We start from the raw sequence: 26,437 nt of genomic DNA, 5'->3' as shown, positions 1-26,437 counted from the left end.
ATTGCGCTGGTCGCTACATGATAAGAAAAATTCTCTTCATCAAATCGGAGCGAGTTTCATGAGCGCACAGGAATTGACTGTTTATACGCCGAGCAACGGAGAATGGCGGGAGCACATGGATAAAGCTTGCCGTGTCGATTGCGATGACAATTTTCCCGGCGTGACACTGGGACCACGCAGCCTGACTATTCAAGACCGCTTTGAAATCACTGAGATTCAAGAATCCCTATTCGTTTTACGACGACGCGAAAGAAGGCGGATCGCAGTATCTCGGACACTGGAACAGAGATGGAATTTGTCTTGTTCCCGAAGGATATGTTGCAGCGAGCAAATTGGGGTAGTTGGAGCAACTACATCATTCAACCCGAAGGTCCGTATGGGCGCACATTCTGGCCCGTCCACAACAGCGACTTTCGACGGTGGCAAAATACCCATGACTCGGGTGGTGATATGGTCGTGTTCTCGGATTATCGGGTTGTGAAGCTTGGCCCGAGTATCAAATTCTGGGTGAGGAAATGACAGTGCGCCTCCGCTTCAGGCGCGTGAGCACAATCGTCGTGTGCGCTTTGCTCCTCATCGCCGTATGGGAATACGCGTCCGACGCCGTGAGTCGAAAGACCGCGACGGAATGTATCAACGTGACGTCGCAAAGTCGTTTGTACCGCGCCCAGTCGTGCGTTACAGGCGGGAACGGAAGCGTTGAATACTATGTGGGGAGATTGTACGACGCGAACAGCGGCGCGCTACTCGCTCGAACTGACTTTGATTCGATGGACGGTGGCGCACCTGAATTCATGCCCGACGAAAGTGCCGTTCTGTTTAAAGGATCTAACGCGGGAATTGATATTCCGCCGAACTGGCGCGATCGATTGCGCGCAAAACTTCCCTGATGGCCCGAAGGCGCTTTTGTCGACATCGGCACGCATACGCCACGCGACAGAAGTTTTCTTCGAGTCAGCGTAGTTCTCCGTTCACGGCCGGCGGGCCAGTCGGAAGCGTGTGCGAAGGTCGCTTAAAAAGCGCTGATTCGCTCCGCAATGCTGCGGAGCGAATTGCTGTCGCAACAACCCTTTGGCACTAGAACCCGCGCGACATCACCGCAACGCCAATCGTCACGACGCCCAGCACGAGATTGACGATCACGAGCCGGCGCACGGTGCCCACGGCGCGCGCGCCGTCGGGCCACTTCTGCGCCTGCACCGCGCGGCGGATGCGCGGAAACACGGCGAAGCGGATATGGCCGAAGATCAGCATCATGACCACGCCGAGGCCGGCCATGGCGTGCAGTTGCCAGGTCGCGTGACCGCCGCCGAACTGCATCAGCAGGAAACCGCCGGAGAGCAGGATCACGATCACGGAGATGCCCACCCAGTTGAAGAAGCGGCTGAACACCGACTCCACGAGCGGCAGCCGCAGTTGCGGCGAGAGGTCTTCGAGCGCCGGGCGCAGGCAGAAGTGCGCGAACACCATGCCGCCCACCCAGACGGCAACGCCCAGCAGATGCAGAAAGAGCGCGATTTCGATCGCGTGACCCATACTTGAAATTCCTTGAACGTAAAAAAGGCGCGAACCGTGTTGCGCGGCATTATTTCATGCCATGCGACGATTCGCGCCGGATATGCGCACTTCGTTACGTCTTTATCGGCAGCGAAGCACTTATTGCGGCAACACCGGACGCATGCCCGTGACGACCTTGAGCTTCGAATCCGGCGCGCGGCCCTTGCGCGCACGCTTGCCGATCTGCGGCGCCAGCACCGCGCCGGCCATCAGGTCCTCGCCGGCCTTGCCGCCGCGGCCCGTGCCCACCAGCACCACGCCCGCCGCGGGAATCGCGAGCGCCTGCACGAGCTTTTCCTTCTCGTCGAGCTGCATCAGCGTGACGCCGCGCCCGCCGCCCGAGAGCGTCTTCATCTCGTCGATGCCGAACACAAGCAGGCGGCCGCCCGACGAAAGGCACGCGACCTGGATCGCATTGGGCAGCATCGGCATGGGCGCGAGCGGCACGCAGCCCTCGTCGATCGTCATGAACGCCTTGCCGGCCTTCACGCGGCTCACCATGTCGCCGATCTTCGCGATGAAGCCAAAACCGTTGCTCGACGCGAGCAGCAGTGGCTGTTCCGCGTTCGCCGCGAAGTAATGGAGCAGATGCGTGCCCGCCTCGAGCTCGATGAGCGAGGTGACTGGCACGCCGTCGCCGCGACCGCCCGGCAATTGCGCGATCGACACCGAATAGACGCGCCCGTTGCTGCCCCACGCGATCAGCGTGTCGGGCGTGCGGCACTGGAATGCCGCGTAGAGCCCGTCGCCGGCCTTGAACGTGAAGCTTTGCGCATCGAGCCCGTGGCCCTTGAGCGAGCGCACCCAGCCCTTTTGCGACACCACCACCGTGACCGGTTCGTCCACCACGCGCACTTCGAAGCTCGCGCGCTTTTCCTGCTGGATCAGCGTGCGGCGGTCGTCGCCGTACTGCTTCGCATCGGCTTCGATCTCCTTCACGATGAGCCGCTTCATCGACGACTCGTTCGCGAGCAGCTCCTCGAGCTTCGCCTTCTCCTCGCGCAGCTCGGCGAGCTCCTTCTCGATCTTGATCTTTTCCAGCCGCGCCAACTGGCGCAGACGGATTTCGAGGATGTCCTCGGCTTGGGCGGCGGACAGCCCGAACGCGCTCATCAGCGCGCTCTTGGGCTCGTCCGACTCACGGATGATGCGGATGACCTCGTCGATATTGAGGAAGACGATCATCCGCCCTTCGAGGATGTGGATGCGGTCGTCGACCCTGGTCAAGCGGTATTTAGTGCGGCGCGTGACCGTCGCGAAGCGGAAGCCGATCCACTCGCCGAGAATCTCGCTGATGCCCTTCTGGCGCGGACGTCCATCGGCACCGATCATCACGAGGTTCAGGGATGCGTTCGATTCGAGGCTCGTGTTGGCGAGCAGCGAATTGACGAACTCGCCCTGATCGATCTTGCTCGTCTTCGGCTCGAACACGAGACGCACGGGCGCGTCCTTGCCCGACTCGTCGCGCACGGCGTCGAGCAGCGCGAGCATCGACTGCTTGCTCTGCAACTGCTCGGGCGTGAGCGTCTTCTTGCCGAGCTTGAGCTTGGGGTTGGTGAGCTCCTCGATCTCTTCGAGCACCTTCTGGCCCGAGGTGTTCGGCGGCAGCTCGGTGACCACGAGCTGCCACTGGCCGCGCGCGAGATCCTCGATCTTCCAGCGCGCGCGCACCTTCAAGCTGCCACGGCCCGTTTCATAGGCCGCCGCGATTTCCGCTTCGCTCGAAATAATCTGGCCGCCGCCCGGGAAATCGGGCCCCGGCAGGCGCTCCATGATCTCGGCGTGCGAAAGCTTCGGATTCCGGATCATTGCCACAGCCGCGGACGCGACTTCGCGCAGGTTATGCGAGGGAATTTCCGTGGCGAGACCGACCGCGATGCCCGATGCGCCGTTGAGCAGCAGCATCGGCAGGCGCGCGGGCAGCGTCTTCGGCTCCTGGAACGAGCCGTCGTAGTTCGGCATGAAATCGACGGTGCCCATGTCGATTTCGTCGAGCAGGAGCTTCGCGATGGGCGTGAGACGCGCTTCGGTGTAGCGCATGGCCGCCGCGCCGTCGCCGTCGCGCGAGCCGAAATTGCCCTGGCCGTCGATGAGCGGGTAGCGCATCGAAAAGTCCTGCGCGAGACGCACGAGCGCGTCGTACGCCGACTGGTCGCCGTGCGGGTGATATTTACCGAGCACGTCACCGACCACGCGCGCCGACTTCACGGGCTTGGCGTTGTCGCCGAGACCCATCTCGTTCATCGCGAAGAGAATGCGTCGCTGCACCGGTTTCTGGCCGTCGCAGACGTCGGGCAGCGCGCGGCCCTTCACCACGCTCACCGCGTAGTCGAGGTACGCGCGTTCCGCGTAGTGGCCGAGCGTGAGCGTGTCGCCGTTCGGCGCGTCGGTCACTTCAGCAAAGAGATCGTCCATGTTTCAATCAATCCGTAATCTTGTGTGGGCGTGCGCGCGATGTTCGCGTCAGATATCCGCTTCGACTTCGTTGCCCTTCTCTTCGAGCCACGAGCGCCGCGAGGCCGCTTCGCCCTTGCCCATCAGCATGGTCATGCGCGCGACGGTGGCCTCGTAATCGAGGTCGCCGAGCGCGATGGGCGACAGGCGCCGCGTGTCCGGGTTCATCGTCGTGTCCCAGAGCTGCTCGGCGCTCATTTCGCCAAGGCCCTTGAAGCGGCTGATGGTCCATTGCGTCTCGCGCACGCCGTCCTTGCGCAGCTTGTCGAGGATCGCTTCGAGCTCGCCTTCGTCGAGCGCGTAGAGCTTCTGCGCGGGCTTCTTGCCGCGCGCAGGCGCATCGACGCGGAACAGCGGCGGACGCGCCACGAACACGTGGCCGCGCTCGATCAGCTGCGGGAAGTGCTTGAAGAAAAGCGTGAGCAGCAATACCTGGATGTGCGAACCATCGACGTCCGCGTCCGAGAGAATGCAGATCTTGCCGTAGCGCAGGTTCGAGAGATCGACCGTGTCGTCGGGACTGTGCGGATCGACGCCGATCGCCACCGAGATGTCGTGCACTTCGTTGTTGGCGAACAGGCGATCGCGCTCGGTCTCCCACGTGTTGAGCACCTTGCCGCGCAACGGCAGGATCGCCTGATATTCCTTGTCGCGGCCCATCTTCGCGGAGCCGCCCGCCGAATCGCCCTCGACGAGGAACAGTTCGTTGCGCGCGATGTCGGTGGCTTCGCAGTCGGTCAGCTTGCCGGGCAGCACGGCCACGCCCGAGCTCTTGCGCTTCTCGACCTTCTGACCCGCGCGCGTGCGCGCCTGGGCCTGCTTGATGACGAGATCGGCGAGCTTTTTGCCGTGCTCGACGTGCTGGTTGAGCCACAGCTCCAGAGCCGGACGCGAGAACGAGGACACGAGCTTCACGGCGTCGCGGCTGTTCAGGCGCTCCTTGATCTGCCCCTGGAACTGCGGGTCGAGCACCTTCGCCGAGAGCACGAACGAGACGCGCGCAAACACGTCCTCGGGCAGGAGCTTCACGCCTTTGGGCTGAAGATTGTGCAATTCGACGAAGCTCTTCACGGCCTGGAACAGACCGTCGCGCAGGCCGCTTTCGTGCGTGCCGCCCGCGGGCGTCGGGATCAGGTTCACGTAGGACTCGCGCGTGAGCGAGCCCTCCTCGCTCCACGCCACGACCCAGGCGGCGCCCTCGCCTTCGGCGAAGGTGTCGTCGGTCGTGCGTGCGTCGGCGTAGCGCTCGCCTTCGAAGAGCGGGATCAGCAGGTCGCTGCCGCCCATGCCTTCGAGCAGATAGCCGCGCAGGCCGTCTTCGTACTTCCACGAAAGGCGCTCGCCGGTCTTCTCGTTGACGAGCTCGACCTCGACGCCGGGCAGCAGCACCGCCTTCGAGCGCAACAGGCGCTGCAGCTCGCCGAGCGGCAGATTGGGCGAGTCGAAGTATTTCGGATCGGCCCAGGCGGTCACGCGCGTGCCGGTCTTCTTCTCGTCGCGCGCGGCGTTGCGCGTGGTGAGCGGCTTGACGACGTTGCCGTCCGAGAAGCCGATTTCGGCGACCTTGCCGTCGCGCCAGACGGTCACATCCAGCCGCTTCGAGAGCGCATTGGTGACCGAGACGCCCACGCCGTGCAAGCCGCCCGAGAACGTGTAGGCGCCGCCGGCGGCCTTGTCGAACTTGCCGCCCGCGTGCAGGCGCGTGAACACGATCTCGACGACGGGCACCTTCTCGTCGGGATGCAGGCCGAACGGAATGCCGCGGCCGTCGTCCTCAACGGAGACCGAATGGTCGGCGTGCAGCGTGACGGTGATGCGGCGGCCGTAGCCGCCGAGCGCTTCATCGGACGCGTTGTCGATGACTTCCTGGATGATGTGCAGCGGATTCTCGGTGCGCGTGTACATGCCCGGCCGTTGCCGGACGGGCTCGAGGCCCTTGAGCACCTTGATCGACGCTTCGCTATATCCAGCGTTTGCAGCGTTTGACTTCTTCGTTGACATGGTGATCCGCGGGGGGTTGTCCCCGTAGATATCCACATCTGCTGTGGACATCTGCGGGGACAACGCGTTGAGTGTTCAAAAAAACCGTGACGAAACAACGGGCTGGGCGCGCTGCGCAGCGCCAGGGCAAACCGCCCCAAGCCGGCGCGCGCCCGCGCGAGTCGCTCCGATTCGCGAGGTATTGTACTGATTTGGGCCTGCGCGGCAATTTGGAAAGGGGTCGGCCGTTCGGCCGAGGGGTGGCGAGGTGGGGGAGTCGCGTAGAATAAGCCGCGGGTGGCGGGGAGCGCGCCGCCGCCAAACCAACCGGCTTGTTGCACCGTTTGAGAACGTGGAGCTGTCATGAAACCGTCCGAAGCCTTGCGCGCCCATCGCGCCGAAATCAGGCAGATCGTTGCGAGCCATCATGCGACGAACGTGCGCGTGTTTGGCTCATCGGCGCGCGAAGAAGACGAAGATGACAGCGATCTCGATTTGCTCGTCGATCCGACGCCTGAGCTATCGCTGCTCGACATTGCGCGCATCCAGTCACGACTCGAGACACTGCTCGGTGTACCGGTGGACGTATGTACGCCCACCGATCTGCCAGAACGCGTACGCAACCGCGTGATGATCGAGGCGATCCCGGTATGAAAAAAAGCGACTTGCGGACAGCGGATTACATCGAGCACATGCTCAAAGCCATTGCCTGCATCCAGGAATACGTTGCACCGCTTTCGCTGGAAACGTTCGGATCGACTCGAATAGCCATTGACGCCGTCGTGCGCAACCTTGAAGTCCTCGGCGAAGCATCACGCAACGTCATGCTCGGTGATCCGGCCTTCGCCGCCTCCCATCCCGAAATCCCGTGGGAAGACATGTACTCCATGCGCAACCGCATTTCGCACGGCTACTTCGCCATCAACGCCAACACGATCTGGGTCACAGTTCAGCGCGACTTGCCCGAGCTCGAACGCAACCTCCGCTGCCTGAAGCGCGCATAAAAAAGCGGCCCTCATCAGGCCGCCTTCCTCCGCCTCTACAAGCGCATCACCTCACTTGCGCTTGCTCTCCAGCTCTTCCCAGCGCTCCAGCGCAACCAGCAGTTCCTCGTCGATCGCGGCATAGCGCTCGGTGAGCCTTGCGCCCTCCTGCGCATCCTTCGCAAAAATCGAGCCGTCCTCGATCTTCGCGCCGATGGTCTTCTGCTCCGTCTCCAGCGCCTCGATACGCTTGGGCAGCTCTTCGAGCTCGCGCTGCTCCTTGAACGAGAGCTTCACGGTGCGCTGCGCGTTGCGGCCCGCCGCGCTCTCCTTCGGCGCGGCCGCCACAGGCCCCGCCTCCTTCGGCGCGCGCGCCTCGGCGATCTCCTGCGCGCGGGCGCTCTGGGTCTGCCAGTCGGTGAAGCCGCCCACGTACTCGCGCCACTTCCCCTCGCCTTCGGACGCGATCACCGAAGTGACCACGTTGTCGAGGAACGCGCGGTCGTGGCTCACCAGCAGCACGGTGCCGTCATAGTCGGTCAGCAGTTCTTCGAGCAGTTCGAGCGTGGGGATGTCGAGGTCGTTGGTCGGCTCGTCGAGCACCAGCACGTTCGCGGGGCGCGCAAAGAGGCGCGCGAGCAGCAGGCGATTGCGCTCGCCGCCCGAGAGCGACTTCACGGGCGAGCGCGCACGCTCGGGCGCGAACAGGAAGTCGCCAAGATAGCTCATCACGTGCTTCTTCGCGCCGTTGATCTCGACCCAGTCGCTGCCGGGGCTGATGGTATCGGCGAGGCTCTTTTCGAGGTCGAGCTGCGCGCGCATCTGGTCGAAATACGCCACCTGCAGGTTCGTGCCCACGCGCACCGTGCCCTCGTCGGGCTTCAGCTCGCCGAGGATCAGCTTCAGCAGCGTGGTCTTGCCCGCGCCGTTCGGACCGATGAAGCCGATCTTGTCGCCGCGCATCACCGTGCCCGTGAAGTTATCGACGATCGTTCGGTCGCCGTAGCGCTTCACGACGTCGGTGAGCTCCGCGACGATCTTGCCCGACTTCTCGCCCTGCGCGACGTCGAGCTTCACGTTGCCCTGCACGTTGCGGCGCTCTTCGCGCTCGTGGCGCATCTGCACGAGCCGCGCGATGCGCCCGACGCTGCGCGTGCGGCGCGCCTCCACGCCCTTGCGGATCCACACTTCTTCCTGTGCGAGCAGCTTGTCGAACTTCTCGTTCTCGACGCGCTCGACTTCGAGCTGCTGCGCCTTGCGCTCCTGGTACTGCGTAAAGTTGCCCGGATACGAGAGCAGCTTGCCGCGGTCGAGCTCGACGATGCGCGTGGCCACGCGGTCGAGGAACGCCCGGTCGTGGGTGATGAAGAGCAGGCTCGAGCGCTGCGTGACGAGCAGTTCTTCGAGCCAGCGGATGCCGTCGAAGTCGAGATGGTTGGTCGGCTCGTCGAGCAGCAGCACGTCGGGCTGCACGACGAGCGCGCGTGCGAGCGCCACGCGCTTTTGCATGCCGCCCGAGAGCGCGCCCACTCGCACATCGCCTTCGAGGCCGATCTGCGCAAGCGTGGTCGCGACGCGCGTGCGCCAGTTCCAGCCGTCGGCGTGATCGAGCGACGATTGCAGCGCGTTCATGCGCGCGAGCAGCGCGTCGTGCTGCGCGCCTTCGGGCGTGTCCGCGAGCTGGTGCGCGACCGCGTCGAATTCGTCGAGCAGCGCGCGCACGTGTTCGAGCCCCGAGGCGACGGCGTCGAACACGGTGGCATCGGCGTCGAAATCGGGCTCCTGCGGCACGTAGACGGTCGAGAGATCCTGCTGGCGCGTGACGAGGCCGTCGTCGGGCCTCGCGAGGTCGGCGACGATCGTGAGCAGCGACGACTTGCCCGCGCCGTTACGGCCGATCAGGCCGACGCGCTCGCCGGCTTCGAGCGAAAAGTCGGCGTGGTCGAGCAGCGCGACGTGGCCGAACGCGAGTTGCGCGCCGGTGATGGTGTAAAGCGACATGAATGGAGAGCGTTGCCTGCGTTGGAGAGCAAGCGCGTATTGTACCGGGGCGCATGGGGTGCGCTTCCCTGACCCCTTGTCTCGACGTTGCCGTGGTGTTCGGTGCGCGGCCAGGCTGCCGTTTTCCGGTAACATCGCGGCTCGCCCGCCGCCCCGGCTCAACGAAACCGCTGAGCTAAAAGGGGCCACAGGAAAAATAGGGCGGGCAAATCCGCAGGCGACGATCTGCGGAGAATCGCGTCGAACTGGAACGGAAGGTGAGTTGTGAGCGAAGTGATCGAATATAAAAGCTGGGTCTGCCTGATCTGCGGCTGGGTCTATAACGAAGAAGAAGGTTTGCCCGACGAAGGCATCGCGGCAGGCACGCGTTTCGCGGACATCCCCGAAGACTGGCGCTGCCCGCTGTGCGACGTGGGCAAGGCCGATTTCGTCGTCGTGGAGTTCTGAAGCGCCGCGCGCAGCGGTGACGTTTTCCAGGACGATCACGTTTGCTATACTCTTGCGCCTGCATAGACTCCGCGCCATGACGGGTGACTTGGGAAACATGGCGGTCTGACGGAGTGGGAGCTCGCGCTCCCTCGCAGCGGATTTGACGGCTCCCTGTAGTTCAATGGATAGAACAAGTGCCTCCTAAGCGCTAGATGCAGGTTCGATTCCTGCCAGGGGGACCAGCCGCCCGCACCCACCCCCGCTTCACCGCGCTCCGCGCCTCGCAACATCCTCACTCCAGGCAGATCCCGCATGGACATCAACAAGCAACTCGCCGCGCTCACCCATTCCGAACTGCAGACTGCCGGCGCCAGCCAGGCCACCGCCATCGCCGTGAGCGTCCTGCTGCGTCATCTGAGTTCGCCGGAGCTCGTCAAGCTGCTGTCGTCGGCGTTCGAAAATCATCAGGCGGTCATGCTGCAAACGCCGTGGCCCGAGCAGATGCTCAGTTCGTTCGAAGCCACGCGCCGCTTCCTCGAAGGCGCCGCGCAAGGTCCGGCGCCCGCGCCCGCCGACCCGGCGGAATAAACCGTCCGCGCGAGGTCGCGGGAAGGTTGGGAGCCTCGGCGCCCCGGTGCGCTGCAGCCGCGCGAACCGGTGCCCGCCGCGGGCTTCCGGACGGCGCAGGCCGTTGCGCCGGGCAGGTCACACGGACTTGTCAATTGTTAACCTTCACGGACGCCGGCGTCGCCTACGATGGTCTCCAGCACAAAACCAGACGAGACCAGCACCATGACCTCACCCTACGTATTCGCGCTCATCGCGGCACTCACCACCGTCGTCGTTTCGTCGATGACCATGCTTCTGCTGCGTTGAGCCCAACTGCAACGCATCCAACTGCGGGTAAACATGGAGCCGCCCGGCCCTAAAGTCGGGGACGGAGCTGCCGTAATCACCCTGCATGGACACCCTGCGTCCCCTCCCGGCCGGCCACCTGATGTCGAGTCTCATCGACCAGGACATCGCCCACATTCGCCGCGTCATGCCGCTTTCGCTCTCGGGCGATCTCGGCGGTCCGATCCTCCCCGCCTCCTACTGGCGCAAGCGCCTGCACCGGCTGCTCGATACCGGGCACGTCAATAAAGGCCAGCTCGCCGATATCGACAGCCTGCTGATCCAGATCGACCTGCACGAATTGAACGCCGCCACGGCGGCAGCCGCGCGCGCGAAGCACGTCATCGGCCGCGCCGCGGGCCGCTGAGCCGCGCCCGCTCTCGCGGGCGTCGCGACCATCGTGCGCGCCAATGCGGGCCGTTCGCGCCATTCGTGCCATTCGTGCCGCTCCCCCCGTTCACAGGCGCCTCGCCTTCGCATCTAGCTCCGCGCCGCACGGAATTCCTGGTGCCGGGGGTCGACCATCGGTCATAATGTCCGCCAAAATACCCAGAGAGGACTTCGTGCACCCGGCCCATTCGCGAGACCTGCTCCAGCAGGCACGCCAGCGCTTCACGCAGCAGCAGATCGCCGCCCACGTCGGCAAGGACGTCAAGACCGTGCGCCGTTGGGAAAAAGGCGAAACGCCGTGCCCCGCCATGCTCGAAGCGGCGCTGCGCGAGCTCTTGCGCAGCGCGGAGCCAGGCGCGAGCGCCGCAGGGTCGCCTGCCCCGCGTTTTCGCTTCGTCGATCTGTTCGCGGGCATCGGCGGCATTCGCATGGGCTTCGAGGCCCATGGCGGCGCCTGCGTCATGACGAGCGAATGGAATCCGTTCTCGAAGAAGACCTATCTGGAGAACTACGCGCAGAAGGACGGCGAAGGTCATGCGTTCGTCGGCGACATCGTCGAATTTCCGGCCGCCGAGGTGCCCGATCACGACGTGCTGCTTGCGGGCTTCCCGTGCCAGCCGTTCTCGATCGCGGGGGTCTCGAAGAAAAACGCGCTCGGGCGTCCGCACGGGTTCGAGTGCACGACGCAAGGCACGCTCTTTTTCGACGTCGCGCGCATCATCGCCGAGAAGCGGCCCGCCGCCTTCCTGCTCGAGAACGTCAAGAACCTGCTTTCGCACGACCACGGCCGCACCTTCGACGTGATCCTCCAGGTGCTGCGCGACGAGCTCGGCTACGACGTGCACTATCGCGTGATCGACGGACGCCATTTCACGCCGCAGCATCGCGAGCGCATCATCATCGTCGGCTTTCGCGAGCCCGCGCCGTTCACGTGGGATGCGCTCGGGCTGCCCGAGGAAGGCCCGCGTCTCGCTGCGGTCCTGCATCGCACCGACGGCAGCGAGCCCATCCTGCCGTGGGACGGCGAGCGCTTCTTCGACCACGCGGCGCGCCGCGTGCAGCCGAAATACACGCTCACGCCGGGTCTCTGGGCCTATCTGCAGCAATACGCCGAGAAACATCGCGCGGCCGGCAACGGCTTTGGCTACGGCCTCGCGTTTCCCGAGAGCGTCACGCGCACGCTCTCCGCGCGCTATCACAAGGACGGCAGCGAAATTCTCGTGCATCAGGGCGAAGGGCTGCGCCCGCGCCGCCTCACGCCGCGCGAGTGCGCGCGCCTGATGGGCTTTCCCGACACCTTCCGCATTCCCGTGAGCGACACCCAGGCGTATCGCCAGTTCGGCAATAGCGTCGTGATGCCGGTGATGCGCGAAGTGGCGCGCACGATGATGCCGCATCTCGATGCGGCGCTGGCCCGCTCGCGCGCGGCCACGCCATCCGGCACGCGCGCGGGGGCAAAGCGGCGGGCCGGCGAGCGCGGCGTTAGTGCGCGGGAGCAAGTAGTCGACACGGCGGGCGCGGAGCAAGCACCCCAAGCAGCCCCGCTCGCCGCGAGCGCCGCGTCTCCTTGCGCGTCGCCCGTCACCGCGCCGGCCTGAAGAGCCAGCGCCGACGAACCGCTAAAAAACACACCATGGTCGACGTCGTCGACACCGCCACGCGCAGCCGGATGATGTCGGGCATCCGCGGGCGCAACACGAAGCCCGAAATGCTGGTGCGCAGCCTGCTGCATCGGCGCGGCTTCCGCTTTCGCCTCGACGTGCGCGAGCTGCCGGGACGCCCCGACATCGTGCTGCCCCGCTATCGCGCCGTGGTGTTCGTGCACGGCTGCTTCTGGCACGGCCATCAATGCGCGCTCTTCAAGTGGCCGGCCACGCGGCCGGAGTTCTGGCGCGCCAAGATCGCGCGCAACCGCACCAACGACGCCAAGGCCCTCGCCGCGCTCGCGGCCCAGGGCTGGCGCGTGGCCGTGATCTGGGAATGCGCGCTGCGCGGGGCGGCACAGGACCCGCAGGCCGTCGTCGATCGGCTCGCGCTCTGGCTCGAAGACTCGGCGAGCGCCTGGTTCGAGGCGCGCGCCTGAGCCGCATCTAAATCGTCGGCGCGGGATTTGCTGTGGTGCCTTGTGGCCAAAGCGCCGCGCCCCGCAGTGATAAACTGGATCGACTGTCGGCCGCGCCTGCAATGCCGTTCCCACCGCATGGTGCCCGACGGGTCGCGCCCGCCGTGTGACGCCCGCCGCATCCAATTCAGAACTGAACGAGAAGGAGGCAACCGATGGCTGATTTTCGACTCTGGTCCGACGACTTTCCGAGTAACGGCTTCATGCCGAAGGCGCAGGAGTTCGACGATCGTGCTTTCGGCGTCGACGGCGACAACGTCTCGCCCGCGCTGCAGTGGGACGCCCCGCCCGCCGACACGCAAAGCTTCGCGCTCACCGTCTACGACCCCGACGCGCCCACGGGCAGCGGCTTCTGGCACTGGGTCGTCGTCAACATTCCGCCCGATGTACGCTCGCTCGCGCGCAACGCGGGCAAGGCCGACGGCAGCCTGCTGCCGCAAGGCGCCGTGCAGGTCCGCAACGACTACGGCACGGTCGGCTTCGGCGGCGCCGCGCCGCCGCGCGGGGACAAGCCGCACCGCTACATCTTCCGCATCCATGCGCTGAAGGTGGCGCAACTGCCGGTCACGCCGGAAACCACCAACGCGGTCGCGCGCTTCATGACGCACCTGAACGAGGTGGATTCGACCACCTATGTCGGGCTCTACGAACTGAAGTAACGGCAGCTTGCGTGCGCAGGCCGCGCCGCGCAACGGATGCAATCGGGATGTAGTCCGCAGGCAGGCACGCGCCGCGCACGCACAACAACAAACGCACCTGGCGGTGCGCGGGCTTCACGCGCGCCGCCCCTCTGATCGATGCCCACATCCACGCTTTCTACCTCGCGCGCCGATCCCGCCGGTTCCGCCGATCCTGTCGATCCCGCCGACGACCTCGAGACCGGACTGCCCTTCCCGCAGCGCTATTACGCGATCCTCGTGGTCGCGCTCGGCATCACGCTCGCCGTGCTCGACGGCGCGATCGCCAACGTCGCGCTGCCGACCATCGCGCATCACCTCAATGCGAGCCCCGCGAGCTCGATCTGGATCGTCAACTCGTACCAGCTTTCGGTGACGATCTCGCTGCTGCCGCTCGCCTCGCTCGGCGACCGCATCGGCTACCGGCGCGTCTACCTCTGGGGCATGGCGCTCTTCACGCTGGCCTCGCTCGGCTGCGCGCTCTCGACTTCGCTGCCGACGCTCGCGGTCGCGCGCACGATTCAGGGCTTCGGCGGCGCGGGCATCATGAGCGTGAACACCGCGCTCGTGCGCATGATCTATCCGCGCGCGCAGCTCGGGCGCGGCATCGCCATCAACGCGATGGTGGTGGCGATCGCCTCGGCGGTCGGCCCGACGCTCGCCTCGGGCGTGCTCGCCATCGCCTCGTGGCCGTGGCTCTTCGCGATCAATGTGCCGATCGGCATCGCCGCGCTCGTGCTGGGCCTGCGCGCGCTGCCCGTCAACGAACGGCACCCGGCCCCCTACGATCTGCTGAGCGCCGTGCTCAACGCAATCGTGTTCGGGCTCCTGATCTTCGCGGTCGACGGCCTCGGCCACGGCGAGGGCCGCGCGTGGGTCGCGCTCGAATTCGCGCTCGCGCTCGTGATCGGCTGGTTCTTCGTGCGGCGCCAGCTCACGCAGCCCGCGCCGCTCCTGCCCGTCGATCTGCTCGCCAATCCGGTGTTCGCGCTGTCGATCAGCACCTCGATCTGCTCGTTCTGCGCGCAGATGCTCGCCTTCGTCGCGCTGCCGTTCATGCTGCAGGAGACCTTCGGCTTTTCGCAGGTGCAGACGGGGCTGCTCATGACGCCCTGGCCGCTCGTGATCATCGGCGCCGCGCCGCTCTCGGGCGTGCTGTCCGACCGCTATCCCGCCGGCATCCTCGGCGGGGTGGGCCTCGCGCTGTTCGCGCTCGGGCTCATTTCGCTGGCCACGCTCCACGCGCAGCCCACCGTGGTCGAGATCGGCTGGCGCATGGCGTTGTGCGGCGCGGGGTTCGGCATCTTCCAGTCGCCCAACAACCGGCAGATTCTGTCCTCCGCGCCGCGCGAGCGCAGCGGCGGCGCGAGCGGCATGCTCGGCACCGCGCGGCTCACCGGACAGACGCTCGGCGCCGCGCTGGTCGCGCTGATCTTCGGCGTGGCGCCGCAGCATGGGCCGACCGTGGCGCTCTACGTGGCGACCGCTTTCGCGGCGCTCGCGTCGGTGGTGAGCCTGCTGCGGCTCGTGCCGCGGCGCGGCGCGCCCGCGAGGGGATAGCGCGCGGGCTTCCCGGCGCAGTATGCACACCGGACTCGCGCGCCCGACTCGCGGCCCGACCCACTGCCCGACTCGCGCAGCCGGCCGTTAATCCGTCAGCGGCACGCACATGCACTAACATGGGTTTACGGCGTCCGGCCCCCGGCATCCGCCGGCGTGGCGTGGCGCCGCTCTCCAGGTGAGTCAACCTTGCAAAGGGGGATTCCCATGTCTCTGATCGTCGCTGGCCGGTTCACGACCTTCCCCGCCGCCGAAGCCGTTGCCGAAAAGCTGTTCGCGCGCGGTTTCGTCGAAGAAGACGTCAACCTGTTTTTCGTCAATCCGCGCGGACAGCACGCGCATCCCACGCCACACCACGCGCATTTCGACGCCGCGCATTTCAACACCGAGCACCGCAAACGCCATATCGCGATGGGCGCGGCGGCGGGCGCCGTGGTGGGCATCGTGCTGTTCGGCGCGCTGCTGCTGGCGTCGCTGCCGTCCACCGTGATCGCGGCGGCCGTGGGCGCGTGGATCGGTGCGCGCATCGGCGCGGGCTGGCAGCGCCGGGCCGAGCACGAGGAGCGCGTGCATCGCGAAACACGGCAGTCGGGCGTGCTGCTCGCGGTCCACGTGAGCGCCGAGAATCAGGCAACGGCCGCGGAAGTCTTGCGCGAAGCCGGCGCCAATGATGTCGAGCGCGCCTCGGGCCAATGGCACGGCGGTCATTGGGCCGACTTTGACCCGACCCAGGCGCCTACGCCATACGGCCAGGCGGGCGCGCAGCAGGCCTGAAAGCGGCCTGAAGGCACCGAAACCGGCCGCGCCCGCGCGCCGGTTTATATCCCGCGCGCGCAAAAAAACGGCGGCTCGAAAGCCGCCGTGGGTTGCACCGTGTGTTGCATCGGCCATCTTCAGCCGTCTGTTTTTCACCGGCCCATTTCAGCCGTCAATTCCCCCGTCGATCTGTCGATCTGATACGGCGGCGTGCTTCCCCTGCACCGCAGCGCGCCGCAGGCGCGGCTTCGAGCCGCGCCCGAATCGCCTTGCTCGCGCTTAACTTGCCTTGCTCGTCGCCGCCTTCGCGGGCGCCGCGCTGCGCGCCTTTGCGGTGACCGAGGCCGCCGTCGCCACGCTGCGCAGATCGGCGAGGAAGGTATCGCGCCACACCGAGAGATTGTTCTCGCGCAGCGAAGCCATCATGTCCTCGTAACGCGACTGACGCTCCGCGTGCGGCATCGAGAGCGCGCGTTCGAGCGCCTCGGCGGTCTGGTTCAGGTCGTAGGGATTCACGACGAGCGCGCCCGGCAGTTGCTCGGCCGCGCCCGCAAACTGCGAGAGCACCAGCACGCCCGGATCCTCGGGGTTCTGCGATGCGACGTATTCCTTCGCCACGAGATTCATGCCGTCGCGCAACGGCGCCACGTAACCCACTTGCGCCTGGCGGAACAACGCCATCAGCAGTTCGCGCTCGTACTTGCGGTTCAGGTACTGGATCGGCGTCCAGTCGAGCTGCGCGAAGCGCCCGTTGATGCGGCCGGCCTCGCCTTCGAGATTGCGGCGGATCGTCTGATAGGTCTGCACGTCGGAACGCGTCGGCGGCGCGATCTGCAGCAGCGAGACGCGGCCATGCCAGCCTGGCCCGTTCTGCAGCATGCGCTCGAACGCCTGGAAGCGCTCGGCGAGCCCCTTCGAATAGTCGAGACGGTCGACGCTCATGATGAGCTTGCGCCCGCGCATCGCGTCGCGCAGGCTGCGCACCGGCTTGCGGTCGGAGAACTGCACCGACGACTTCGCGATCGCATCGGGATAGATGCCGATCGGGTAGGCGCCCACCTTCAGGAAGCGGTCCCACGCGTGGACCATGCCGTCCTCGCTCGACGTGCCGTGACCGCCACGCTCGATGTAGTCGAGAAACGCCTGGCGGTCAGCGTCGGTCTGGAAGCCGATCACGTCGTAATCGCACATGAAGCGCATCAGTTCCTGGTGCGGCGGCACCGAGCGCATGACCTCGGGCACCGGCAGCGGAATATGCAGGAAAAAGCCGATCGGGTTCTTCACGCCGAGCTCGCGCAGGCTGCGCGCGAACGGGATCAGGTGATAGTCGTGCACCCAGATGATGTCGTCGGGCTGGATCAGCGGCTGTAGCTGGCGCGCGAGCGTCGCGTTCACGCGCAGATAGCCGCCGTATTCCTGGCGCTCGTAGCGCGCGAGGTCGTTGCGGTAGTGGAACGTCGGCCAGAGCGTCGTATTCGAGAAGCCCTTGTAGTACTGGTCATAGTCGCGCCGGGTAAGTCCCACCGTCGCGTAGGTGACGCTGCCCTGCTGCTCGATGACCGGCGCCGCCTGCTCCGTCACGGTCTCGCCGCTCCAGCCAAACCATACGCCTCCGGTTTCCTTCAGCGCGTCGAGTACGCCGACTGCCAGCCCGCCTGCGGCCGGACGTCCTTCCTGAGTCGGTGCAACGCGATTCGATACCACGATCAGTCTGCCCATTACGGGTATACCTCCTGTTTCGTTGGGTCCGGGGACGGTGCATCGACAGGGAATGCAAGAGTCGTGCCTCCCTGGAACCCGAACGCTATCGGGCTGATACCGGGCTCGCGCGGCAGACGCGAGCAGAATCCGCGCGGTGGCCCGGCTCGAACCGGTTCCATCGCGTCCTCAAAAGACGGTTTTCGATACGGCTTGCGGCGATCTGGTGCGCGGCGCAGCGCCCGTCACGCGGGCGCTGGGGCGGATCAGGCGTCCTGTTCGGACCCCAGATCGCGCTGATAGTCGAGACCTTCCGCACGCGCGCCGCCCTGGTTGTGTTCGCCATCGGGCGGCACGCCGGGCGCCGGACGGTTCTGTCCGGCGGGGTCCGGTGTATAGCCGGAAGAAGCGGAAGACGGATTGGCGGACGGATTGGCGGCGGCGTCGCCCTTGTGCTCTGCGTCGCGCGGGCCGCGCTTGCCCGTGTAACGGGCGGAACGGCGCAATGCGGGGTGTCTCATCTCGATGCCTCCAGCGGCCGGGGCCGCAAACCGGCGGCGGGGCGGCGGTGTGTCTATAGTCTAGGGGCCGTCGCGTGAAAATGCCGGTAAAAATGGCGAAGCGTTTGTAACTCGTACATAAAAAGCACGAGCGTCATCGAACCTGTTGCGGCGGCCCCTCGGAGCGCGGCGCTTCGCCGGGATCGGGCGGCGGATCGCCGATGGGCGGCACGTCGGGCCTGTCCGGTTCGTTGGGCGGGGGATCGTCGGGCTGCGGCGTATGCGCGAGCCAGGGCTGGACGCGCAAAGGACTGGCCGGATCGGGGTATCGGTAGCTCAGCATCGGTTGCTCCTCGGGTGGTTCTGCAGAGCAAGTCACAAACCCCGTACCAGCACACTCAGCCCGCGATGCGCGCGGCCGTCTCGCCGCCCTTGCCGCCCTCGTTGCCGTACTCGACGAGCCGGTTATAAAGCGTCTTCAGGCTGATGCCGAGAATTTCCGCGGCGCGCGTTTTCACGCCGCCGCACTGCTCGAGCGTCGCGAGTATCAGTTGACGGTCGGCATCGGCGAGCGAGGTGCCGAACGGGATCGTCACGGCCGTGCCCGCCACGGGCTTCGAAATCGAGATCTGCAGCGGCACCGCGGCCGTGAGATCGCCTTCGGTGCCCGACATGATGTGCGCGCGCTGCACGTAGTTCTTCAGCTCCCGCACGTTGCCCGGCCACGGATACCCGGCCAGCATCTCGCGCACGGCCGCGGGGAACTGCTTCTTCGTGCCGTGCCGCTCGTTGAGCTCGTCGAGGAAGGCCTGGGCCAGCAGCTCCACGTCCTTGCCGCGCTCGCGCAGCGGCGGCAGGCTGATCGGGAACACGTTGAGCCGGTGATAGAGGTCGAGGCGCAGCTTGCCCTCCTCGACGGCCTGCTCCGGGTCTCGGTTGGTCGCCGCAATCAGCCGCACGTCGGTCTCGATCTCCTTGGTCGTGCCCACGCGCATGAACATGCCCGTTTCGAGCACGCGCAGCAGCTTCACCTGAAGCTCGATCGGCATTTCGGTGATCTCGTCGAGGAACAGCGTGCCGCCGTTCGCGCGCTCGAAATAGCCTTTGTGCTGACGGTCCGCGCCCGTGAACGAGCCGCGCTCGTGGCCGAACATTTCCGATTCGATCAGGTTCGGCGAAATCGCGCCGCAGTTCACGGCGAGGAATTCATGCTTGCGGCGCAGGCTCAGCTGATGGATGGTCTGGGCGGCCACTTCCTTGCCGGTGCCCGACTCGCCCACGAGCATGACCGACGCGGGCGTGACCGCGACGCGGCTGATCTGGTCGTAGACCTCCTGCATCGCCGGCGAATTGCCCAGCATGAGGCCGAAGCGCCCCATGCGGCGCAGCTCGCCGCGCAGTGTGCCGATTTCGGCTTTGAGGTCGCCCGCGCGCGGCAGGCGGTTGAGAATCGCCTTCACGCGCTGCAGGTTGATCGGCTTGACCAGGTAGTCGATGGCGCCGGACTTGAGCGCGTCGACGGCCGTCTCCACGCTCGCGTGCCCGGTGATGACGACGAGCTCCACGCCCGAGCGCGGGTCGAGGTCCTGGAAGAGATCCGTGCCGCTGCCGTCGGGCAGCTTCAGGTCGGTGAAGACGACGTCCGGCATCTGCCGGATCAGCTGGATGCGCGCCTCGCGCAGGTCGCCTGCCTGCGCGGTGGTGAGCCCGTCTTCGGCCACCACGGCGGCGAGTGCTTCGCGGGTTTGCGCATCGTCATCGACAATCAATACATGTGGCATCGCGTCTCGTCAGCCCTGAAAGATGTGTGGCTCCCATGCGCAACGGACAACCGGCGCGGCGCCGCAACATAGGCGGGCCGCGAGGCAACACGAGTCGGCGCCGCGGGCTTCGCGGCGCAGGCTGTCGCGCGCAGGGGAGTACGAAACGGTCGGGGCGCCCAGGACGGCGAACGAGCGGTTTTAGCTGCATCAACGCAACAATACCGCGGCCAGAACGCAGCCCGAACCTCGATTGTTGTGGATATCACTATTATAGACTTAATCGAGATAGCCTTGCGCACGTTTGTTTCGCAGTACGCTGCGGCACGTCCCGAGTGGCGCGGCGCAGCGCGCAACACCTCACGCGGATGCGTCGCGCATGCGCTCGTGTAGCGCTCCAGGCGCTCCAAATTGGCCGGGGCGGCCTCAGTGTCGCGTTGCCGGATCTCCGTTGCTGTGCGGAAACGGCCACGCGCCGGTCGGTGCATCGTCCGGCGCGCCATTGACGGCTGCGGCCGCCGCGTCGCTCACTGTGCGCGCTGGGCTTGCCGTATCGGCCATCCCTGCGGCGCCGTCGGCGACGGCTGCATCGGCCGCGAGCGTGCCGCTCTCGGCCAGTGCGCCACCCTCGCCTTCCCAGCGGCTCAGATCGCGGTGGAAGCTCTGTCGCTGCAGGCGATGCCGCTGCGACCAGCGCCAGGCCAGCATGCCGGCCGTCGCGCCAAGCGCGCCCATCGCAAACAGCGTCCCAATCAGTCCAGGTTTGTTTTTCGCCATCGCACTCTCCCAATTTCGTCGCCAGCGAAGCGGTTCGCACGCGTCGCAGATGCGGCACGCAGTCCCCGTGCCACGGGCCGGTCACAAGCTACTCGCATGCTGAGGCCCAGCGGGCCGAATAACCGTCCGCCTTGGCGTAGACGCCTTGCGCGAACCGGAGTTGCACAGCACGATACGTGCCACGCAAAGGCGCCGCGCGGCCGCGAATGGCCGCCGAAGGCGTGGCAGTTCGCGCGCAAAGCGGCCACGTCCATTGCCCTGCCATGCGCGGCAGTGGTTAAATGTTTACGAGATGGAGATTCCGAGGCCGTCGGCGCGGCATCGTCCGCGCTAGTCCTGGACGGACTGTGAGGACGGCACGTCAGGATGGGCCTGAGAGGACAGTCCGCAAGGTCCGCCGGCAGCTTGGCCTGTCAGCGAGCCGCCAGGACCGCTCGCGGTACGGCAAGGCTGGCTTGCCGGCTCCGTCCCGGGCCTTGCCCCTGCGCGTCGCATCCGCAACAGGCGACGCGTTTTCCGGCTTCTGGCCACACACCCCAATTTGCAGGACGACTACGCTATGGCGTCAATCGAGCCGGGCTCGCCCGCCGCCGAACGAGACGATGAGCGCGCCGAAGGGCGCCACGAGAAAGGCAACGAAACGCGCCGCAGCCAGCCCCCCGGCCCGCGCGTCGCGGGCTTGCAGTCGTACGGCTTGCTGTACGGCTCGTCGGCGATCATGCAGGACCTTTACGAGCAGATCGAGCGCGTGTCGATCACCGACGCCACGGCGCTGATCGTGGGCGAATCGGGCACGGGCAAGGAGCTCGTGGCGCGCACGATCCACGACCAGAGCATGCGCCGCGACGGCCCGTTCATCGCCGTGAACTGCGGCGCGATTCCCGACGATCTGATCGAAGCCGAGCTCTTCGGCCACGAGAAAGGCAGCTTCACGGGCGCCTTGCAGGCGCGCGACGGCCACTTCGAGCACGCGCGCGGCGGCACACTCTTTCTCGACGAAGTCACCGAGATGTCGCTGCTGCATCAGGTCAAGCTGCTGCGCGCGCTCGAAACCGGCGAGTACTACCCGGTCGGCAGCAACGAGGCGATACGCGGCGACGTGCGCATCATCGCGGCCACCAATCGCGATCCCGTGGTGGCCGTGAAGGAGAACGCGCTGCGCGAGGATCTGATGTATCGGCTCGCCGTGTTCCCGCTGCGCGCGCCGCCGTTGCGCGAGCGCGAGCGCGACCGCGAACTGCTCGCCCAGCTTTTTCTCACCGAGCTCAACGACGAAAGCGGCACGCAGAAAGTCTTCAGCAAGCGCGCGCTCGAAACCGTGCGCAACTGGTCGTGGCCCGGCAACGTGCGCGAGCTCAAGAACGCCGTGTACCGCGCATTCATCCTCGCCGAGAAGACGGTCGAAATCGCCCATCCGCAACTCGTGCCGCGCGTGAAGAAGCCCGTCACGCAAGGCGACGCGATGAGCGTGTGGATCGGCACGCCGCTCGCCGACGCGCAAAAGCAGATCATCCTCGGCACGCTCAAGTACTGCGGCGGCGACAAGCGCCTCGCGGCGCGCACGCTCGGCGTGAGCCTGAAAACGCTCTATAACCGGCTCGGCAGCTACGGCACCGAGGACGGTGACCCCGGCTTGCCCGACGAAGGCGACGGCGACCTCGACGCCCGCGACGCGGGTTGAGGACGCACGCCGGCATGAACGTGTCGGCACATTGGTGCTGGCACATTGGCGCTGAAAAACATGTGCCGGCGCCAGGCGCACGCGGGCATAGAAAATGCACAAAAAGGGGGTATCCGCAACCACGTAAGCGCAAGCAGTGCACGACGTTTTGCAATTTCTTGCATTTTCCCTATCCCTTTTGTATGGAGCATCCTGCACAATCCGCAGCACCAAAACGTGTTGGAGGCCCGCGCAGCGAGGCCTTCAGTCGCGCTTTCAGTCGCAAGTGGCAGGGAAATGACATGCAAGAACGAAGTGCTCCGGCGTGCAATGCGCCAACGCCGGCTCCGCGAATCGCGCCTTCGGCCGTTGCGGCGCTGTCCCGGTCTCTCGCTTCGGGCGCGCGCTGGCGGCGCACCGCGTCGCTCACGCTGCTCGCCGCCGTCGCGAGTCTCGCCTGCTCCGCGTGCAGTTCGCTCTACTCCGAGGGCGCGCAAACGGGCGCCGGCATCGCGGGCGCGGCGATCGCCTCGAAGGTGACGAACAACGCGGCGGTCGCCACCGGCATCGGCCTCGGCGCCGTGGCCGCCGCGAAAGCCGGCGTGCAGTATTCGGAGCGCGTGGTCCACCGCAACACCCAGGACAGCATCGCGAAGGCAGCCGGCCCGCTCGACGTGGGCGGCGTGGCGCCCTGGTCCATCACCCACTCGTTTCCCATCGAAGAAGACGCGCACGGCCGCGTGACCGTGAGCCGCACGATCAGCAGTGGCGCGCTCGACTGCAAGGAGATCGTGTTCTCGGTCGATCAGGACGCGACCAAGGACAAGCCGGCCTCCAGCGCGTTCTACGTGGCCTCCGTCTGCCTCGACGGCCAGACGTGGAAATGGGCGTCGGCGGAACCGGCAACCGATCGCTGGGGCGCGCTGCAATGAGCGGCGCGAACGAATTCGCCGCGCCTGGCGGCCGCGATGCGCCGGGCGGTTGCGATACGCTCGCCGCGCCCAACGCGCAGCCGCACGTCGCGGGGCGGCGCTTGGCGACGCGCACCATGCCGCGCTCTGCGGCGCGCGTCGTCGCGCTCGCTGCGCTGTGCGCGGGCGTCGCGCTTGCGTCGAGCGGCTGCTCGTCGATCGGCGCGGCCAGCGGCGCGGCCGCGGCCGCCGCCACCGGCATCGTGACGGCCAATCCGGCCGTGGGCGTGGGCGTGGGCATTGCGGTGCAGGCGGTCACCGACGAGGCCGTCAACCGCTTCATGAAGGGCATGCACGCCGACCAGCAGGAAATGATCGCCGAGACGGCCGGACGCCTGCCCGTGGGCGGCACCGACACCTGGCGCATCAAGCACACGCTGCCGGTCGAGAACGGTCACGGCCAGGTGCGCGTGACGCGCGCGTTCGCTTCGGCGCTCGCGCTGTGCAAGGAATTCGTGTTCTCGGTGCAGGACGGCGACGCCGCCAACGCGCCCGAGCAGTGGTACACGGCCAGCACGTGCCGCGACGAGAGCGGCTGGAAGTGGGCAAGCGCCGAGCCGGCCGTGGAGCGCTGGGGCACGTTGCAATAGCGCGGGGCTGCATCGAGTTCGCCGCTCGTCGCGAGCGCGCCTTCAGCGGCGCCAAAAATTGCACAAAAAAACGGTCGCCGAGGCGACCGTTTTTGCATGACAGACCACGACGCGCAGCAGCACCTCACCGCGCGCCGCCGCAAGCCTCAGGCGATCAGGACTCCACGTCTTCGAGGCTGAAGATCTCCGACTGGTCGTTGTACGAGAAGATCTCGCCATAACGGCCCCAGTCGATCACGGTATCGAGCGTCTCTTCCGCGGCGCCGTCCGAAAGGAAGTCCTCGAGCTCCTGCTCGAAGCGCACGCGCGGCGCGCGATGGCCGGGGCGCTCGTTGAGCACTTTCTTGATCCGCGCGGCGAGCGGCACGTGGCGCAGCAGATGCTCGGCGAACATCATCTTGCGCTCCTGCGTGCCGAATTCCGCGAACACGCGCGCGGGCGGCGTGAGCAGCACATCGCCTTCGCGCACGTCGGCGAAACCGAGGTTCTGGAGCACTTCGGCGATCGGGAACAGATCGTCCACCTCGAGGTGCAGCGAACGCGCGATTTCCGGCATGTCGGCGCGGCCGTGATACGGCGCGGCCGCCAGCGTCTCGATCAGACCGGCCATCAGGTTGGTCGACACGCGCGGCAGCCAGCTGCCGAGCTCGAGCCCCTTCTTCGTGGTCTCGTCGGTCTGACGCGCGGTCATCTTCGCGTAGATGTCGTCGACGAGCTTGCGGAACGCCGGGTCCAGACGGTTGCGCGGATGCTTGAACGGCACCTTGATCTCGGCCACCACGCGCCCCGGATTCGACGACAAAACCAGAATGCGGTCGCACATGAACACCGCTTCCTCGATGTTGTGCGTGACGATCAGCACCGACTTGATCGGCAGGCGCCCCTGGGTCCAGAGATCGAGCAAGTCGGTACGCAGCGTTTCGGCGGTCAGCACGTCGAGCGCCGAGAACGGTTCGTCCATCAGCATCAGCATCGGGTCCACGACGAGCGCGCGCGCGAAACCCACGCGCTGGCGCATGCCGCCCGAGAGTTCACGCGGATAGGCGTTCTCGAAGCCGTCCAGACCGATCAGGTCGATCGCGGCAAGCGCACGCTCGCGGCGCTCGCGCGCGCCCACGCCCTGCGCTTCGAGGCCGGCTTCCACGTTCTGCAGCACCGTGAGCCACGGAAACAGCGCGAAGGTCTGGAACACCATCGCCACGCCTTCGGCGGGCCCTTCGAGCGGCTTGCCGCGCCAGGTGACCTCGCCCGAGGTCGGGGAGATCAGCCCCGAGATGATGCGCAGCAGCGTGGACTTGCCCGAGCCGGAGCGGCCGAGCAGCCCGACGATCTCGCCTTCGCGCAGCGACAGATTGGCGTCGTCGAGCACGAGCAGTTCGCCCTGGGTCTTGTTGAAACCCCGGCACACGTTCTGCACGCGCAGGATTTCCTCGCCGAGGCGCGGCGGGTTGGGAACCGTCTGCGCGTCGCCATGCGCAGTGCTGAGGGTGGTGCTTAGGGTCTTGGGGTTTTGCATCGCTTTACCTTCGAGCCTTCGATTATTCGGTCAGTCGAGCCGCAGCCGCGACTCCGCGTACGTGTAGAGGGGGCGCCAGAGCACGCGATTGAACAGCGTGACGAACAGCGACATCACGGCAATGCCGAGAATGATCTTCGGATAGTCGCCGGCGGCGGTCATTTGCGCGATATAGGCGCCGAGGCCGTGCGCGGCGACCTTGGTGTCGCCCCACTGCACGAACTCGGACACGATGCTCGCGTTCCACGCGCCGCCCGAGGCGGTGATCGCGCCCGTGACGTAGTACGGGAAGATGCCCGGCAGCATCGCCTGGCGCCACCACTGCCAGCCGCGGATGCGGAAATTCTTTGCCGCTTCCTTGTAGTCGTTCGGATAGGCGGTGGCGCCCGCGATCACGTTGAACAGGATATACCACTGGGTGCCGAGCACGATCAGCGGTGACAGCCAGATGTCAGGATTGAGATGGAAGCGCACGATCGCGATCACGAACACCGGGAACAGCAGGTTCGCCGGGAACGCGGCGAGGAACTGCGCGAGCGGCTGGATCTTCTCGGCGAGCGCGGGACGCAGGCCGATCAGCACGCCGAGCGGCACCCAGATCACCGAGGCAATCGCGATCAGCAGCAGCACGCGCAGCAGCGTGATGAGGCCGAGCACGAGCACATGGCCGACTTCGTCGAGCGTGACGCCGGTGCGCACGAAGGCCACCACGCGCCAGACCACGTACACCGTGAGCGCGATCACGAGCACGGCCCAGACGATGTCGCCGATCTTCGAGCGCACGCCGGCGCGGCGCGCGGGACCGGCCGCCGCGCGCTGCACCGTGGGCAAGGCCGTCAACGAGGTCAAGGCGGCGGGCAGCCGCAACGGCACGCGCGCGGCCTTCGCGAAGCACCAGCCGAGCGGTACGAGCAGTTGATGAATCAAGTGCGTGCGGCGGATCAGGTCGAGCAGCCACGACTCGGGCGCGTCGCCCGACGAGGTGTTTTCCATGCGGAATTTGTCGGCCCAGGCCACGAGCGGACGAAACAGGAACTGGTCGTAGGCCAGAATCACCACGGTCATCGCGAGAATGACCCAGCCGATCGCGTGGAGGTTCTTTTCGCTGATGGCCTGCGCCAGATAGGCGCCCACGCCGGGCAGCGTGATCGTGTTGTTGCCG

General features: G+C 66.3%; 24 protein-coding genes, 1 tRNA gene and 1 pseudogene. 15 read left to right on the top strand and 11 right to left on the bottom strand.

All coding sequences use genetic code 11. The annotated features are described in order from the left end of the window. Positions 1 to 218: 218 nt before the first annotated feature. Positions 219 to 519, top strand: a pseudogene (locus U5775_RS36480) (DUF6402 family protein); the annotation flags it as partial. Positions 520 to 1,077: 558 nt separating this feature from the next. On the opposite strand, the gene U5775_RS36475 reads toward U5775_RS36480, so the two are convergent. From U5775_RS36475 to U5775_RS36465, 3 genes are all read right to left on the bottom strand, one after another. Continuing rightward, positions 1,078 to 1,536 (bottom strand): CopD family protein, encoded by a 459-nt coding sequence (locus tag U5775_RS36475; RefSeq protein ID WP_322062991.1) that lies wholly within the window; start codon positions 1,534 to 1,536, stop codon positions 1,078 to 1,080. 120 nt (positions 1,537 to 1,656) lie between these two features. Further along, positions 1,657 to 3,972: a DNA topoisomerase IV subunit A gene (gene parC / locus U5775_RS36470; RefSeq protein WP_322062990.1), complete on the bottom strand. Its 2,316-nt coding sequence runs from the start codon at positions 3,970 to 3,972 to the stop codon at positions 1,657 to 1,659. A gap of 48 nt (positions 3,973 to 4,020) precedes the next feature. Continuing rightward, positions 4,021 to 6,012: a DNA topoisomerase IV subunit B gene (locus tag U5775_RS36465; protein ID WP_322062989.1), complete on the bottom strand. Its 1,992-nt coding sequence runs from the start codon at positions 6,010 to 6,012 to the stop codon at positions 4,021 to 4,023. A 342-nt stretch (positions 6,013 to 6,354) separates the two neighbouring features. Here U5775_RS36465 and U5775_RS36460 point away from each other — a divergent pair, with 342 nt between their 5' ends. Then, entirely contained in the window at positions 6,355 to 6,645 is a 291-nt protein-coding gene (locus U5775_RS36460) for a nucleotidyltransferase family protein (RefSeq protein ID WP_322062988.1), read from the top strand. Then, entirely contained in the window at positions 6,642 to 6,995 is a 354-nt protein-coding gene (locus U5775_RS36455) for a DUF86 domain-containing protein (RefSeq protein ID WP_322062987.1), read from the top strand. The genes U5775_RS36460 and U5775_RS36455 overlap by 4 nt, the downstream gene beginning before the upstream one ends. 51 nt (positions 6,996 to 7,046) lie before the next feature. Here the strand turns inward: U5775_RS36455 and U5775_RS36450 are convergent, their stop codons facing one another. Continuing rightward, a complete protein-coding gene (locus tag U5775_RS36450; protein WP_322062986.1) occupies positions 7,047 to 8,975 on the bottom strand; it encodes an ATP-binding cassette domain-containing protein in 1,929 nt (642 codons plus the stop codon). Positions 8,976 to 9,239: 264 nt separating this feature from the next. Between U5775_RS36450 and U5775_RS36445 the strand changes: the two genes are divergently transcribed. From U5775_RS36445 to U5775_RS36405, 9 genes are all read left to right on the top strand, one after another. Then, entirely contained in the window at positions 9,240 to 9,422 is a 183-nt protein-coding gene (locus tag U5775_RS36445) for a rubredoxin (RefSeq protein WP_322062985.1), read from the top strand. A 149-nt stretch (positions 9,423 to 9,571) separates the two neighbouring features. After that, positions 9,572 to 9,646: transfer RNA gene (locus U5775_RS36440), tRNA-Arg, on the top strand. Between the two features lie 70 nt (positions 9,647 to 9,716). Beyond that, on the top strand, positions 9,717 to 9,992 hold the full coding sequence (locus U5775_RS36435) for a hypothetical protein (RefSeq protein ID WP_322062984.1): 276 nt from the start codon (positions 9,717 to 9,719) through the stop codon (positions 9,990 to 9,992). A 373-nt stretch (positions 9,993 to 10,365) separates the two neighbouring features. Then, entirely contained in the window at positions 10,366 to 10,665 is a 300-nt protein-coding gene (locus tag U5775_RS36430) for a hypothetical protein (RefSeq protein WP_322062983.1), read from the top strand. 166 nt (positions 10,666 to 10,831) lie between these two features. Then, on the top strand, positions 10,832 to 12,286 hold the full coding sequence (gene dcm / locus U5775_RS36425) for a DNA (cytosine-5-)-methyltransferase (protein WP_322062982.1): 1,455 nt from the start codon (positions 10,832 to 10,834) through the stop codon (positions 12,284 to 12,286). A 35-nt stretch (positions 12,287 to 12,321) separates the two neighbouring features. After that, entirely contained in the window at positions 12,322 to 12,771 is a 450-nt protein-coding gene (locus tag U5775_RS36420; RefSeq protein WP_322062981.1) for a very short patch repair endonuclease, read from the top strand. A 194-nt stretch (positions 12,772 to 12,965) separates the two neighbouring features. Further along, on the top strand, positions 12,966 to 13,469 hold the full coding sequence (locus U5775_RS36415; RefSeq protein WP_322062980.1) for a YbhB/YbcL family Raf kinase inhibitor-like protein: 504 nt from the start codon (positions 12,966 to 12,968) through the stop codon (positions 13,467 to 13,469). 138 nt (positions 13,470 to 13,607) lie between these two features. After that, positions 13,608 to 15,047 (top strand): MFS transporter, encoded by a 1,440-nt coding sequence (locus U5775_RS36410; RefSeq protein ID WP_322062979.1) that lies wholly within the window; start codon positions 13,608 to 13,610, stop codon positions 15,045 to 15,047. Between the two features lie 207 nt (positions 15,048 to 15,254). Continuing rightward, entirely contained in the window at positions 15,255 to 15,821 is a 567-nt protein-coding gene (locus U5775_RS36405; RefSeq protein ID WP_322062978.1) for a glycine zipper domain-containing protein, read from the top strand. A 261-nt stretch (positions 15,822 to 16,082) separates the two neighbouring features. Here the strand turns inward: U5775_RS36405 and otsA are convergent, their stop codons facing one another. The 5 genes from otsA to U5775_RS36380 form a co-directional block, all read right to left on the bottom strand. Beyond that, the gene (otsA, locus tag U5775_RS36400) at positions 16,083 to 17,522 is read right to left on the bottom strand and encodes an alpha,alpha-trehalose-phosphate synthase (UDP-forming) (RefSeq protein ID WP_322062977.1); all 1,440 of its coding nucleotides are present in this window, start codon (positions 17,520 to 17,522) and stop codon (positions 16,083 to 16,085) included. Between the two features lie 245 nt (positions 17,523 to 17,767). After that, entirely contained in the window at positions 17,768 to 18,022 is a 255-nt protein-coding gene (locus tag U5775_RS36395; RefSeq protein ID WP_322062976.1) for a hypothetical protein, read from the bottom strand. Between the two features lie 133 nt (positions 18,023 to 18,155). Continuing rightward, a complete protein-coding gene (locus U5775_RS36390) occupies positions 18,156 to 18,344 on the bottom strand; it encodes a hypothetical protein (protein WP_322062975.1) in 189 nt (62 codons plus the stop codon). A gap of 55 nt (positions 18,345 to 18,399) precedes the next feature. Further along, positions 18,400 to 19,782, bottom strand: a complete 1,383-nt coding sequence (locus U5775_RS36385; RefSeq protein WP_322062974.1) for a sigma-54 dependent transcriptional regulator — start codon at positions 19,780 to 19,782, stop codon at positions 18,400 to 18,402. Positions 19,783 to 20,187: 405 nt separating this feature from the next. Beyond that, positions 20,188 to 20,538 carry a hypothetical protein gene (locus U5775_RS36380; RefSeq protein ID WP_322062973.1) on the bottom strand — a complete coding sequence of 117 codons (351 nt, stop codon included), beginning with the start codon at positions 20,536 to 20,538 and terminating at the stop codon, positions 20,188 to 20,190. A gap of 559 nt (positions 20,539 to 21,097) precedes the next feature. On the opposite strand from U5775_RS36380, the gene U5775_RS36375 reads away from it, so the two are divergent. From U5775_RS36375 to U5775_RS36365, 3 genes are all read left to right on the top strand, one after another. Next, positions 21,098 to 22,219, top strand: coding sequence for a sigma-54 dependent transcriptional regulator (locus U5775_RS36375; RefSeq protein WP_322062972.1), 1,122 nt, complete (start codon positions 21,098 to 21,100; stop codon positions 22,217 to 22,219). Between the two features lie 281 nt (positions 22,220 to 22,500). Next, positions 22,501 to 23,130: a hypothetical protein gene (locus U5775_RS36370; RefSeq protein WP_322062971.1), complete on the top strand. Its 630-nt coding sequence runs from the start codon at positions 22,501 to 22,503 to the stop codon at positions 23,128 to 23,130. A gap of 116 nt (positions 23,131 to 23,246) precedes the next feature. Beyond that, positions 23,247 to 23,759 (top strand): hypothetical protein, encoded by a 513-nt coding sequence (locus U5775_RS36365; protein WP_322062992.1) that lies wholly within the window; start codon positions 23,247 to 23,249, stop codon positions 23,757 to 23,759. A 154-nt stretch (positions 23,760 to 23,913) separates the two neighbouring features. Here U5775_RS36365 and U5775_RS36360 read toward each other — a convergent pair whose 3' ends face one another. Beyond that, on the bottom strand, positions 23,914 to 25,275 hold the full coding sequence (locus U5775_RS36360; protein WP_322062970.1) for a nitrate/sulfonate/bicarbonate ABC transporter ATP-binding protein: 1,362 nt from the start codon (positions 25,273 to 25,275) through the stop codon (positions 23,914 to 23,916). A gap of 30 nt (positions 25,276 to 25,305) precedes the next feature. Further along, on the bottom strand, positions 25,306 to 26,437 hold a 1,132-nt coding region (locus U5775_RS36355; RefSeq protein WP_322062969.1), incomplete at its 5' end, for an ABC transporter permease subunit.

The sequence above is a fragment of the Paraburkholderia sp. J63 genome, assembly GCF_905220245.1.
Taxonomy (GTDB): Bacteria; Pseudomonadota; Gammaproteobacteria; order Burkholderiales; family Burkholderiaceae; genus Paraburkholderia.
The sequence above is the reverse complement of the archived record's forward strand: the minus strand, read 5'-3'. Positions and strand labels throughout refer to the sequence as shown.

Excerpts from the sequence above, each read along its gene's own strand:
- U5775_RS36385 (WP_322062974.1), bottom strand. The coding sequence starts at position 19,782 with ATGCCACATGTATTGATTGTCGATGACGATGCGCAAACCCGCGAAGCA.
- otsA (WP_322062977.1), bottom strand. The coding sequence starts at position 17,522 with ATGGGCAGACTGATCGTGGTATCGAATCGCGTTGCACCGACTCAGGAA.
- U5775_RS36460 (WP_322062988.1), top strand. The coding sequence starts at position 6,355 with ATGAAACCGTCCGAAGCCTTGCGCGCCCATCGCGCCGAAATCAGGCAG.
- U5775_RS36390 (WP_322062975.1), bottom strand. The coding sequence starts at position 18,344 with ATGCTGAGCTACCGATACCCCGATCCGGCCAGTCCTTTGCGCGTCCAG.
- U5775_RS36465 (WP_322062989.1), bottom strand. The coding sequence starts at position 6,012 with ATGTCAACGAAGAAGTCAAACGCTGCAAACGCTGGATATAGCGAAGCG.
- U5775_RS36430 (WP_322062983.1), top strand. The coding sequence starts at position 10,366 with ATGGACACCCTGCGTCCCCTCCCGGCCGGCCACCTGATGTCGAGTCTC.
- U5775_RS36450 (WP_322062986.1), bottom strand. The coding sequence starts at position 8,975 with ATGTCGCTTTACACCATCACCGGCGCGCAACTCGCGTTCGGCCACGTC.
- parC (WP_322062990.1), bottom strand. The coding sequence starts at position 3,972 with ATGGACGATCTCTTTGCTGAAGTGACCGACGCGCCGAACGGCGACACG.
- U5775_RS36415 (WP_322062980.1), top strand. The coding sequence starts at position 12,966 with ATGGCTGATTTTCGACTCTGGTCCGACGACTTTCCGAGTAACGGCTTC.
- U5775_RS36375 (WP_322062972.1), top strand. The coding sequence starts at position 21,098 with ATGGCGTCAATCGAGCCGGGCTCGCCCGCCGCCGAACGAGACGATGAG.
- U5775_RS36365 (WP_322062992.1), top strand. The coding sequence starts at position 23,247 with ATGCCGCGCTCTGCGGCGCGCGTCGTCGCGCTCGCTGCGCTGTGCGCG.
- U5775_RS36475 (WP_322062991.1), bottom strand. The coding sequence starts at position 1,536 with ATGGGTCACGCGATCGAAATCGCGCTCTTTCTGCATCTGCTGGGCGTT.
- U5775_RS36435 (WP_322062984.1), top strand. The coding sequence starts at position 9,717 with ATGGACATCAACAAGCAACTCGCCGCGCTCACCCATTCCGAACTGCAG.
- U5775_RS36370 (WP_322062971.1), top strand. The coding sequence starts at position 22,501 with ATGCAAGAACGAAGTGCTCCGGCGTGCAATGCGCCAACGCCGGCTCCG.
- U5775_RS36410 (WP_322062979.1), top strand. The coding sequence starts at position 13,608 with ATGCCCACATCCACGCTTTCTACCTCGCGCGCCGATCCCGCCGGTTCC.
- dcm (WP_322062982.1), top strand. The coding sequence starts at position 10,832 with ATGTCCGCCAAAATACCCAGAGAGGACTTCGTGCACCCGGCCCATTCG.
- U5775_RS36455 (WP_322062987.1), top strand. The coding sequence starts at position 6,642 with ATGAAAAAAAGCGACTTGCGGACAGCGGATTACATCGAGCACATGCTC.
- U5775_RS36405 (WP_322062978.1), top strand. The coding sequence starts at position 15,255 with ATGTCTCTGATCGTCGCTGGCCGGTTCACGACCTTCCCCGCCGCCGAA.
- U5775_RS36360 (WP_322062970.1), bottom strand. The coding sequence starts at position 25,275 with ATGCAAAACCCCAAGACCCTAAGCACCACCCTCAGCACTGCGCATGGC.
- U5775_RS36380 (WP_322062973.1), bottom strand. The coding sequence starts at position 20,538 with ATGGCGAAAAACAAACCTGGACTGATTGGGACGCTGTTTGCGATGGGC.
- U5775_RS36395 (WP_322062976.1), bottom strand. The coding sequence starts at position 18,022 with ATGAGACACCCCGCATTGCGCCGTTCCGCCCGTTACACGGGCAAGCGC.
- U5775_RS36420 (WP_322062981.1), top strand. The coding sequence starts at position 12,322 with ATGGTCGACGTCGTCGACACCGCCACGCGCAGCCGGATGATGTCGGGC.